11 protein-coding genes are annotated in these 10044 nt (G+C 70.1%); 4 read left to right on the top strand and 7 right to left on the bottom strand.

The annotated features are described in order from the left end of the window. Nucleotides 1-639: 639 nt before the first annotated feature. Complete coding sequence (locus tag ACWDX7_RS09175; RefSeq protein ID WP_451492379.1) at nt 640-1281, bottom strand: DNA-3-methyladenine glycosylase; 642 nt, start codon at nt 1279-1281, stop codon at nt 640-642. A 96-nt stretch (nt 1282-1377) separates the two neighbouring features. Between ACWDX7_RS09175 and ACWDX7_RS09170 the strand changes: the two genes are divergently transcribed. The 3 genes from ACWDX7_RS09170 to ACWDX7_RS09160 all read left to right on the top strand — a co-directional run bounded on the left by ACWDX7_RS09170 (nt 1378) and on the right by ACWDX7_RS09160 (nt 3437). Then, the gene (locus ACWDX7_RS09170) at nt 1378-2160 is read left to right on the top strand and encodes a sporulation protein (protein WP_451492378.1); all 783 of its coding nucleotides are present in this window, start codon (nt 1378-1380) and stop codon (nt 2158-2160) included. A gap of 91 nt (nt 2161-2251) precedes the next feature. Then, the gene (locus ACWDX7_RS09165) at nt 2252-2785 is read left to right on the top strand and encodes a YbhB/YbcL family Raf kinase inhibitor-like protein (protein ID WP_451492377.1); all 534 of its coding nucleotides are present in this window, start codon (nt 2252-2254) and stop codon (nt 2783-2785) included. Nucleotides 2786-2933: 148 nt separating this feature from the next. Further along, entirely contained in the window at nt 2934-3437 is a 504-nt protein-coding gene (locus ACWDX7_RS09160) for an HNH endonuclease (protein ID WP_451492382.1), read from the top strand. 124 nt (nt 3438-3561) lie between these two features. On the opposite strand, the gene ACWDX7_RS09155 is transcribed toward ACWDX7_RS09160, so the two are convergent. The 4 genes from ACWDX7_RS09155 to ACWDX7_RS09140 form a co-directional block, all read right to left on the bottom strand. Continuing rightward, nucleotides 3562-4332: a sulfite exporter TauE/SafE family protein gene (locus ACWDX7_RS09155; RefSeq protein WP_451492376.1), complete on the bottom strand. Its 771-nt coding sequence runs from the start codon at nt 4330-4332 to the stop codon at nt 3562-3564. An 89-nt stretch (nt 4333-4421) separates the two neighbouring features. Beyond that, nucleotides 4422-5399: an SPFH domain-containing protein gene (locus ACWDX7_RS09150; RefSeq protein WP_451492375.1), complete on the bottom strand. Its 978-nt coding sequence runs from the start codon at nt 5397-5399 to the stop codon at nt 4422-4424. Nucleotides 5400-5484: 85 nt separating this feature from the next. Next, nucleotides 5485-5916 carry an NfeD family protein gene (locus ACWDX7_RS09145; RefSeq protein ID WP_451492374.1) on the bottom strand — a complete coding sequence of 144 codons (432 nt, stop codon included), beginning with the start codon at nt 5914-5916 and terminating at the stop codon, nt 5485-5487. A 102-nt stretch (nt 5917-6018) separates the two neighbouring features. Further along, entirely contained in the window at nt 6019-6819 is an 801-nt protein-coding gene (locus ACWDX7_RS09140; protein WP_451492373.1) for an ABC transporter ATP-binding protein, read from the bottom strand. A gap of 133 nt (nt 6820-6952) precedes the next feature. Here ACWDX7_RS09140 and ACWDX7_RS09135 point away from each other — a divergent pair, with 133 nt between their 5' ends. Then, complete coding sequence (locus ACWDX7_RS09135) at nt 6953-7735, top strand: hypothetical protein (RefSeq protein ID WP_451492372.1); 783 nt, start codon at nt 6953-6955, stop codon at nt 7733-7735. A gap of 188 nt (nt 7736-7923) precedes the next feature. On the opposite strand, the gene ACWDX7_RS09130 is transcribed toward ACWDX7_RS09135, so the two are convergent. After that, nucleotides 7924-8568 (bottom strand): response regulator, encoded by a 645-nt coding sequence (locus tag ACWDX7_RS09130; RefSeq protein ID WP_451492371.1) that lies wholly within the window; start codon nt 8566-8568, stop codon nt 7924-7926. Further along, nucleotides 8561-9712: a GAF domain-containing sensor histidine kinase gene (locus ACWDX7_RS09125; protein ID WP_451492370.1), complete on the bottom strand. Its 1152-nt coding sequence runs from the start codon at nt 9710-9712 to the stop codon at nt 8561-8563. The genes ACWDX7_RS09130 and ACWDX7_RS09125 overlap by 8 nt, the downstream gene beginning before the upstream one ends. Nucleotides 9713-10044 lie beyond the last annotated feature (332 nt).

The following is a 10044-nucleotide window of genomic DNA, read 5'->3' as shown; positions in this document are numbered from 1 at the left end:
AATCGGGTCCACACACACTTAGAGCGGGACAACCAGGTCGGAATAAGACCGGTCGTCCACAACGTCCTCGCTGTGTAAGTTGCCTGCAAGCACCCAAAGAGGCCTCACAGGTCTTTTTCAAAGGAACCTCATCCACCGAAATGGACGGGGTATCAACTTCTGGCGTTGATTTTTGGCACGCTGTTGAGTTCTCAAGGAACGGACGCTTCCTTTGTACTCACCTCAGCACATCGGCTGCGGCTTTCCTCCGGGCTTCGTTCTGTGTTTCCGACTCTATCAGACTCTTTCGTGTCCGATCCCGGTCGAAGCGGGTTTCGCTTTCCAGGTTCCCGCTTTCGCGTTTCCCTTTCCGGCTGTTTCCAACCGTACCAGATCATTTCCTTGCCTAGCTTCTCGAAAGTCGCAATCGGCTTGGATTTGAATGGTGGCCGTTGGGGGCCTATGCCTTTCGGCGTTCCGCTACGTTAGCGCTTTCCCCATGCAGCTCATAATCGAGTCACTGGGCGGGAATTCGGGCATGCCGATGAAGACCCCGCCAGGGGTGCGTAGTAGGTAGTGGATTTTTCCGCTCCGGGTCTGCCGACAGCAGTGCCCCGGACCAAGCGGCTCGAACTACGTTATGCCTCCGTCCATGCCGAGTCAAGTTCGCCTGCGGCGCGGCACGTGCGCCCGGTAGCGGCTGACCGTGGGGTCGTCGGTGATCCAGAAGCGGTAGGGGTGGTGGGCGCCGGCGCCGCCCACTCCTGTGCGGGGGCCGCTGCTCAGCAGGTCGGGCGTAGTGGGGGTGCCGGTGAGGAGGGACAGCGGCGACTCGGGGCCCGCGCAGAGGTCGGTGCCGTCGAGGGAGCGGTCCACGTCCAGTGCGGTGGCGAGCCGGGCCGGGCCCTTGGCCAGTTCAGCCTGGTTTTTGGCCGAAAGTCGGCGTTTTGCGGCCAGCTCGGCGCCGACCGTGACCTCGCCGGCGCGGATCAGGACTCCGCTGGCGTGGTCCGCCGGGCCGCACACCAGGTTGAGGCTGAACCACATTCCGTAGATGAAGTAGACGTACGCGTGTCCGGGCGGACCGAACATCGAGGCGTTGCGTGCCGTGCGGCCCCGGTACGCGTGGGAGCCGGGATCCGCTTCTCCCTCGTACGCCTCGACCTCCGTGATGCGCAGTTCGAGAGGGCCCTGCGGCGTACGGCGGAGCAGGGTGCGGCCGAGCAGGTCGGGGGCAACGGTGAGGACCGGGCGGTCGAAGAAGGCCCGGGGCAGGGGCGTACGGTCGGGTCGCGCGCTCATCCGGTCGAGCGTAGTGGAAGGCGCGCACATGCAACCGGGGCCTATGGTTCCGCGTTCGTAGAGGTGTAGTCGCAAGATCCTTCAAGGGAGTCAAGCATGGGGTTCAAGAAGCTGTTCGCGAGCCTGGGTGCCGGTGGTGCGTCGGTGGACACCATCATCACCGAGCCGAACGTCGTGCCGGGCGGCATCGTCCAGGGAGAGGTCCGTATCCAGGGCGGATCCGTGGAGCAGCAGATCGAGGGGCTGTCCGTCGGTCTGCAGGCGCGGGTCGAGGTCGAGGGCGGCGAGCAGGAGCACAAGGAGGACATCGTCTTCACCAAGCAGCGCCTCGGCGGTGCCTTCCAGGTGCAGGCTGGCGCGGTCCACGTGGTGCCCTTCGGGCTGGAGATCCCCGCCGAGACGCCGATCACCCACTTCGGGGGCCGGCACCTGCACGGCATGAACATCGGGGTCAGCACCGAGCTGGAGATCGCGCGTGCGGTGGACGCCGGTGATCTCGACGCGGTCAATGTGCACCCGGTGCCGGCGCAGCAGGCGATCCTGGACGCCTTCCAGCAGCTGGGCTTCTCCTTCCGCAGTGCGGACATGGAGCGCGGGCACATCCGTGGGACGCGTCAGACGCTGCCCTTCTACCAGGAGATCGAGTTCCTGCCGCCGTCGCAGTACCGGGGGCTGAACCAGGTGGAGCTCACCTTCGTCTCGGACGGCCGTGAGATGGACGTCGTCCTGGAGATGGACAAGAAGCCGGGGCTGTTCAGCGAGGGCAGCGACACCTTCCGCTGCTTCCAGGTGGGCCTGCAGTCGTACCAGGGGACCGACTGGGTCGCGTACCTGAACCAGTGGATCGCCTCCGTGGGTTCCCAGCGCAACTGGTTCTAGCCTCCTAGGCTCCTGCTCGGACACGTTGTGCCGATGTGCCGATGTGTCGATGTGTCCATCGGTTCGAGCAGTTCGATCAGGAGGGTCAGCAGTGGCCGAGCAGAGCAGGGCGCCTCTTCCGCACGATTTCCACCCGGAGGTGCCCACCTTCACCGTGACCAGCGCGGATATCGCGCCGGGTGCGGATCTGGGCGACGCACAGCTCAAGGCGGGTGGGAACGTCTCGCCGCATTTGCGGTGGGAGGGGTTTCCCGAGGGCACGAAGAGTTTCGCCGTGACCTGCTTCGACCCGGACGCGCCGACGGGCAGCGGCTTCTGGCACTGGGTGCTCTTCGATCTGCCGGCTTCGGTCACGGAGCTGCCGGCCGGGGCGGGCAGTGGGAAGTCCGAGGGGCTGCCGGCGGGAGCCGTGCACGCACGGAACGATTACGGGACGAAGGATTTCGGCGGGGCGGCTCCGCCGGCCGGGGAGCGGCACCGGTACGTCTTCACCGTGTACGCGGTGGATCAGGAGAAGCTCGGTCCCGGCAGCGATGCCTCTCCCGCAGCGGTCGGCTTCAATCTGCGGTTCCACACGCTCGGGCGGGCTCAGCTGATCGCTGAGTACGAGTCTCCCGCGAGCTGATCCTTCTCCGAGCGTTTGCCCGGTCCTGGTCTAAAGACGGCCAGGACCGGGCATTTTTATTGCGTTGTCCCGCGTGACGAGCGCGGCCAGAGTGGTCGCGGGCCCTGCCGCCAGGGTGGTCGCGGGCCTGCACACGGAGGTGGGCGAGATGCGGGACACGCTGGTACTGAACGCGAGCTTCGAGCCGCTGTCGACGGTGACGCTGAACCGGGCGGTGGTCCTGGTGCTGCAGGACAAGGCCGTCGTCGAGCAGTCGCATCCCGAACTGCGTGTGCGGGCGGCCACCATGGACCTTCCGATGCCGCGGGTGATCAGGCTCTGCCGGTACGTCCGGGTGCCCTTCCGAAGACACGCTCCTTGGTCGCGGAGGGGGGTGCTGATCCGGGACCAGCACCGGTGCGCGTACTGCGGGAAACGCGCGACGACCGTGGATCACGTGCTGCCCCGTGCGCAGGGGGGCGGGGACACCTGGCTGAACACGGTGGCCTCCTGCGCCGAGGACAATCACCGCAAGGCGGCCCGGACCCCTGAGGAGGCGGGCATGCCGCTGCTCAGGAAGCCCTTCGTGCCGTCTCCGGGGGACGCCATGCTGCTCGCGCTGGGGGTGGCGGGGCGGGAGGCGCTGCCGGAGTGGCTGGAGCGGTCCGCCTAGGGTCTCCCGCCCCGCCCCGCCCCGCCCCGCTCCCCCACCCGCTCCGTTCGTAGCCCCGCGCGGCCGCGCGGGGTTACGTAACGCTGGGCGACTCAACCGGACTGCGTAGCCGGGGCTACGTCGCTCAGTGGAGCAGCAGCTGGACGATGGCGAGGATGCCGACCACCACGATGACCGTACGCAGGACGGTCGGCGGGAGGCGGCGGCCGACCTTGGCGCCGATCTGGCCGCCGAGGGTGGAGCCGGCCGCGATGAGGAGGACCGCCGTCCAGTTGAATTCGGCGACGAAGAGGAAGACGACCGCCGCGATGCCGTTCACCAGGGCCGCGACGACGTTCTTCACGGCGTTGATCCGTTGCAGGTCCTCGTGGAGCAGCAGGCCCATCAGGCCGAGGTAGAGCACGCCCTGGGCGGCCCCGAAGTAGCCGCCGTACGCGCTGGAGAGCAGCATTCCGGACAGCAGGGCGCGGCCGCCGTCGTGGTGGCCGGTGTCGCCGTCGGCGGCCTCCTGGCGCCGGCGCAGTGCGGCGGCGAGCCGGGGCTGGAGGACGACGAGCACGAGGGCGAGTCCGATGAGGACGGGCACGATCGTGTCGAAGGACTCGGGCGGCAGGGTCAGGAGCAGGACGGCTCCCGCGAGTCCGCCGACGAGTGAGACGGCGCCGAGCCGCAGGATGCGGGCGCGCTGTCCCTGGAGTTCCTTGCGGTAGCCGATGGCTCCGCTGATGGAGCCGGGCACCAGACCGAGGGTGTTCGACACGTTGGCGGTGACCGGCGGCAGACCGGTGGCCAGGAGCACCGGGAAGGTGATCAGGGTCCCGGAGCCGACGATGGTGTTGATCGTGCCGGCGCCGATGCCGGCGGCGAAGATCGCGAGTGATTCCCAGATGGACATGGACTGGGCCATCCCCTTTGCATGAGTGAGTCGCCTCCCCGCCGTGAAGGTCGAGGGGCCTCACTGATCATGCAGGAGGAGAGAGGCGTTCAGTCGATGGGGGGCTGCTCGCGGCGGTCCGCGGCGGCCTTCTCGCGCGCGTTGCCGTCCCCCTTGCCGGAGTTCTGCGGGTTGAAGCCGGAACCGCCGCCCATGGGGCCGAAGTTGCCCATCGCCCCGGAGAGGCCCTTGAGGGCGTCGCCGATCTCGCTCGGCACGATCCAGAGCTTGTTGGCGTCTCCCTCGGCGATCTTGGGGAGCATCTGGAGGTACTGGTAGGCAAGGAGCTTCTGGTCAGCGTCGCCGGCGTGGATGGACTCGAAGACCGTACGGATGGCCTGGGCCTCACCTTCGGCGCGCAGCGCGGCGGCCTTGGCGTCACCTTCGGCGCGCAGGATGGAGGACTGCTTCTCGCCTTCGGCGCGCAGGATCTCGGACTGCCGGACGCCTTCGGCCTGGAGGATCGCGGCGCGCTTGTCGCGGTCGGCGCGCATCTGCTTCTCCATCGAGTCCTGGATGGAGGTCGGCGGCTCGATGGCCTTGAGCTCGACGCGGTTGACGCGGATGCCCCACTTGCCGGTGGCCTCGTCGAGGACTCCGCGCAGGGCCGCGTTGATCTCCTCACGTGAGGTCAGCGTCCGCTCCAGGTCCATGCCGCCGATGATGTTGCGCAGCGTGGTGACGGTGAGCTGCTCGATGGCCTGGATGTAGCTGGCCACTTCGTAGGTCGCGGCGCGGGCGTCGGTCACCTGGTAGTAGATGACGGTGTCGATGTTGACGACCAGGTTGTCCTGCGTGATGACCGGCTGCGGCGGGAAGGGGACGACCTGTTCGCGCAAGTCGATCCGGTTGCGGATCGAGTCGATGAAGGGGACGACGATGTTGAGTCCGGCGTTGAGGGTGCGGGTGTAGCGGCCGAACCTCTCGACGATGGCTGCGCTGGCCTGCGGGATCACCTGGATCGTCTTGACCAGTGCGATGAAGACCAGAACCACCAGAATGATCAGGACGATGATGATCGGTTGCATGCGGTTCCCCGTGCCCTTCCGGCTGTCTGTGCTGCCCCGTTGAGCGGAGTCTCGCAGACCCGGGGGCCGCGAGTCGGCTGCTTGTTCACATGACGACCGCGGTAGCCCCGTCGATCTCCACGACGTCGACGGACTGCCCCGGCTCGAAACTGCTGTCGGCGTCGAGGGCGCGGGCGGACCAGATCTCACCGGCGAGCTTGACGCGGCCCCCGCTGCCGTCGACCCGTTCGAGGACGACGGCGCTCTTGCCCTTCAACGCGTCGATGCCGCTGCGGTGTTGGGGCCGCTGGTCACGGTGCCGGTTTGCGATCGGCCGCACGACGGCGATGAGCGCCACCGACACGATCACGAAGACGAGGACCTGGGCCACGATTCCCGCGCCCAGGGCCGCCGTTACCGCCGCCGCGACCGCCCCGACGGCGAACATGCCGAATTCGGGCATCGCGGTCAGGACGAGCGGAATGCCCAGTCCGACCGCGCCGATCAGCCACCACACCCATGCGTCGATGTCGTCCACGTGGTCATGGTAGGTCGGCCAGGCACGGTCGGGACAGGGCGCGGGGGGTCCCGTACGAGGTCCTGGCGTCAAAGTAGCGCGCGTCAGAGGCGACTTGGACGCCTAGCGCAGGGGCAGACCCTGGGCGGTCCAGCGGTCGCTGCCGTTGCGCTCCACGACCAGGGGGAGGCCGAAGCAGAGCGAGAGGTTGCGGGAGGTCAGTTCGAGGTCGATCGGGCCCGCGGTGACGACCTGTCCCTGACGGATCATCAGGACGTGGGTGAAGCCGGGGGCGATCTCCTCGACGTGGTGCGTGACCATGAGCATCGAGGGCGCGAGCGGGTCGCGGGCCAGGCGGCCGAGTCGGCGTACGAGGTCCTCGCGGCCGCCCAGGTCGAGCCCCGCGGCGGGCTCGTCGAGGAGCAGCAGCTCGGGGTCGGTCATCAGGGCGCGGGCGATCAGGGTGCGCTTGCGCTCGCCCTCGGAGAGGGTGCCGAACTTCCGGTCGAGGTAGTCCGTCATACCGAGGCGGTCGAGGAAGGCGCGGGCGCGCTGCTCGTCGACGTCCTCGTACTCCTCCTGCCAGGTCGCCGTCATGCCGTAGGCGGCGGTGAGGACGGTCTGCAGGACCGTCTGGCCCTTGGGCAGCTTGTCGGCCATCGCGATTCCGGCGACGCCGATGCGGGGGCGCAGCTCGAACACGTCGACGCCGGGCTTGCCGAGGGTGCCGCCGAGGATGGTGGCGGTGCCCTTGGTGGGGAAGAGGTAGCTGGAGGCGACGTTGAGCAGCGTGGTCTTGCCGGCGCCGTTGGGGCCGAGGATCACCCAGCGCTCGCCCTCCTTGACCGACCAGGTGACCTGGTCCACCAGAGCCCGGCCCTCGCGGACCACGGATACGTCCACCAGCTCCAGAACATCGCTCATGAGCGTGTTGTCACCCCTTGCAGTCACGGTTCTGTGCGCGCCGGTAGGCGCAGCCCCAGGGGAAAACCTACGCCACTCGCGGAGGAGTCCGGGGCCGGGGCCGGGTCCGCGGAGGGGTCCGTAGAGTTGGGGAATGCTTTTCGAACCACGTTCAGGGCGGTTGGCCGCCTGGGGGAACGCACTGCTGGCCGGCCTGGTCTCGCCCGACGAGGCCGTGCTGTCGATCGTGGGCGAGGACGCCGTGCACCGGGTGGAGGGGCTGCCGGGGGAATCCGGCCCGGTGGGGCTCACCCTCGCGCTGGGGCGGCTGCGGGCGCTCGGCGTGAGCGGACTGCGGCTGGCCCTGCCCGCGCCGGGGCATCCGCTGGGGCTGAGCGGGCCGCCGGAATTCAACGCCCGGGCGCTGGAGGCGCAAGAGGCCGTCGTCGCGGTGGGGGCGGCGGTGGGGCTGGTACCGGAGGTGTCCGAGGCCGGGCCGGCGGGTGATGTGCACGTGTCCGTCACCTGGCACTGCCTGCCGGTACAAGAGGCTCCGCCGGCCGACGTGCCGTCGCTCGGCGAGGCGGAACGGGAGCTGGCGGAGGCCCTGCGCGAGGCGACCGTGGCGCTGACCCGGCTGGACGTGGCGGCGTCCGGGCCGGTGGCGGAGGCGGCGCTGTCGGCGTACCGGGCGCGGGCGGAGGCCGGGCGGGAGGTACTGGCTCCCGGATATCCGCCGCGGGCGGTGCGTGTGCTGGCGCTGGCGCAGCGGGTGGACCTGATGGTGTCGCTGGCGTACGAGAACGGGCACGGGGGCGCGGTGGCCGCTTCCGAGATGGCGGCGCGGGCGGAGGTCTTGCGGCCGGTGGAGCGGGTGGCGCGGCGGGCGCTGGTGGCGGCGTACAACTCGGCCGTCGAGGCAAGCGACCGCGACTGACCCCACGGCACGGCCGCGCCGCGCACCGCCGGGCCGCCGTGGCCGCCGGGTCGGGGCCGGCTGCCCCCGGGGACCGGGACTCCGCATCAGCCCCAGGCCCACGCAGCGGGCCGAGAGCCGCAGCCGAAGGGAGCCCGGCAGAAGGGGCCGGGGGCGTGTGCGGGAAACGGCGCGCCCGGCGCGGCCGCTCAGTCCGCGATTCCGTGCCTGACCGCCCACAGCGCCGCCTGCGTACGGTCCGCGAGGTCGAGCTTCATCAGGATGTTCGAGACGTGGGTCTTGACGGTCTTCTCGGACAGGACGAGCGCCCGGGCGATCTCGCGGTTGGAGCGGCCGTCCGCGATCAGGGAGAGGACTTCGCGCTCCCGGTCCGTCAGTGACCCGCTGCGGCCGGACGCCGGGTTCTGGCCGTCCTGGGTGAGGAGGGCCTGCGCCACCTCCGGCTGGAGGAGGACGTGGCCGGCGTGGACGGAGCGGATGGCTCCGGCCAGGGCGTCGGGGTCGATGTCCTTGTAGACGTATCCCGCGGCGCCGGCCCGCAGGGCCGGGACCGCGGTCCGCTGTTCCGTGAAGCTGGTGACGATCAGCACGCGCGCCGGATTCGCCAGCTCGCGCAGCCTGCGCAGTGCCTCGATGCCGTCCGTGCCCGGCATCTTGACGTCCATGAGGATCACGTCGGGCCGCAGCTCCTCGGCGCGGGCGACGGCCTCCTCGCCGTCGGAGGCCTCGCCGACCACCTCGATGTCGTCCTGGACCTCCAGGAAGGTGCGCAGGCCCCTGCGGACCACTTGGTGGTCGTCGACCAGCAGGACGCGGACGGGGGTGTCAGCCACCGGGTACCTCCATCTCGATCGTGGTGCCCCTACCGGGCTCCGAGTGCACGGTGAGCCGGCCGCCGACGCCGCCGGTGCGGTCCCGCATGGAGACGAGGCCGAGGTGGCGGCCCGCGCGGCGGACGGTCGCCGGGTCGAAGCCGCGGCCCGAGTCGATGACCTTGAGTACGGCTCCCCCGCCGGCCGTCCGGGCCAGGGTGACGTCGACGCGGTCGCCGCCCGAGTGCCGCAGGGCGTTGTGGAGGGCCTCCTGGGCGACGCGGAGCAGCGCTTCCTCCTGGGTCGCGGGGAGGGCCCGTACGCCGTCACAGGTGAAGGTGACCTGCGCGGTGTGGGCGCGGTCCAGTACGTGGACGTGGGTGCGCAGGGTGGCGACGAGGCCGTCCTCGTCCAGGGCCGCGGGCCGCAGCTCGGTCACGGCGGCGCGCAGTTCGTCGGCGGCCTCGGCCGCCAGGGCGGCGATCTGCTGGAGCTCCTCCTTGGCCCGGGCCGGATCGCGGTCCACGAGGGCGGCCGCGGCCTGGGCGGTGAGGCGCAGCGAGAAGAGCTTCTGACTGACGGCGTCGTGGAGCTCGTGGGCGAGCCGGGAGCGCTCCTCGGCGATGGTGAGCTCGCGGCTGCGCTCGTAGAGGCGGGCATTGGTGAGGGCGATCGCCGCGTGCTGGGCGAGCAGGCCGAGGAGTTCTTCGTCCTCCTCCGTGAACCCGCGGCCGGCTCCGGGGCGCGGGCAGCGTTTGTTGGCGAGGAAGAGGGCGCCGAGGGTCTCCTCGCCGTCCCGGATCGGCAGGCCCAGGAAGTCGGACATCTCCGGGTGGGCGGCGGGCCAGCCCTCGAAGCGCGGATCCTCGCGTACGTCGGCCAGCCGCTCGGGGCCGTCCTGGTGGAGCATCGCGGCGAGGATGCCGTGCTGGCGGGGCAGGGGGCCGATGCGGCGCCACTGCTCCTCGGTGATGCCGTCCACGACGAACTGGGCGAAGCCGCCGTGGTCGTCCGGAACGCCCAGGGCCGCGTACTCGGCGTCCAGCAGTTCGCGGGCGGAGGCGACGATCGTGCGCAGGACGTCGCGCACCTCCAGCCGGCGGCTCATGGCGAGCAGGGCGGTGCTCACGGCGGCCAGACCGCCGCTGCGGGGTCCGTTGTGCATGGCCTCACCGTACTCGCGGCCCTGACCTGCGGGATCGGGCTGCGGCCGGAGGGCTCCGGCCGCAGGGAGTAGTTCTCGGGGCGGGGGCCGGTAGTCCTCGGGGAGGGGGGTCGACGGGGTCTTCTCCGCCTGCGGGAGGAGGGCCCCGGGCGGCCGGCTGGTCCTGTGGGCGCAGATCCGTCACGGACCGCATTGCTGCCGCAACGGCTGGTGAGACTGTTACACGACCGATGTGACCCCGCACATAGGACGCACATCACTTACGAAGCCGCCTAGTTGACGCGCAAGGCCCCGGTGAGGGCCGCCGCGCCTAGCGGCGACGGCCGAGCGGG

Source organism: Streptomyces sp. NPDC003034, assembly GCF_053591375.1.
This window is presented reverse-complemented; position numbering and strand designations above follow the sequence as displayed.

Excerpts from the sequence above, each read along its gene's own strand:
- ACWDX7_RS09150 (WP_451492375.1), bottom strand. The coding sequence starts at position 5,399 with ATGCAACCGATCATCATCGTCCTGATCATTCTGGTGGTTCTGGTCTTC.
- ACWDX7_RS09155 (WP_451492376.1), bottom strand. The coding sequence starts at position 4,332 with ATGTCCATCTGGGAATCACTCGCGATCTTCGCCGCCGGCATCGGCGCC.
- ACWDX7_RS09160 (WP_451492382.1), top strand. The coding sequence starts at position 2,934 with ATGCGGGACACGCTGGTACTGAACGCGAGCTTCGAGCCGCTGTCGACG.
- ACWDX7_RS09175 (WP_451492379.1), bottom strand. The coding sequence starts at position 1,281 with ATGAGCGCGCGACCCGACCGTACGCCCCTGCCCCGGGCCTTCTTCGAC.
- ACWDX7_RS09135 (WP_451492372.1), top strand. The coding sequence starts at position 6,953 with ATGCTTTTCGAACCACGTTCAGGGCGGTTGGCCGCCTGGGGGAACGCA.
- ACWDX7_RS09125 (WP_451492370.1), bottom strand. The coding sequence starts at position 9,712 with ATGCACAACGGACCCCGCAGCGGCGGTCTGGCCGCCGTGAGCACCGCC.
- ACWDX7_RS09140 (WP_451492373.1), bottom strand. The coding sequence starts at position 6,819 with ATGAGCGATGTTCTGGAGCTGGTGGACGTATCCGTGGTCCGCGAGGGC.
- ACWDX7_RS09170 (WP_451492378.1), top strand. The coding sequence starts at position 1,378 with ATGGGGTTCAAGAAGCTGTTCGCGAGCCTGGGTGCCGGTGGTGCGTCG.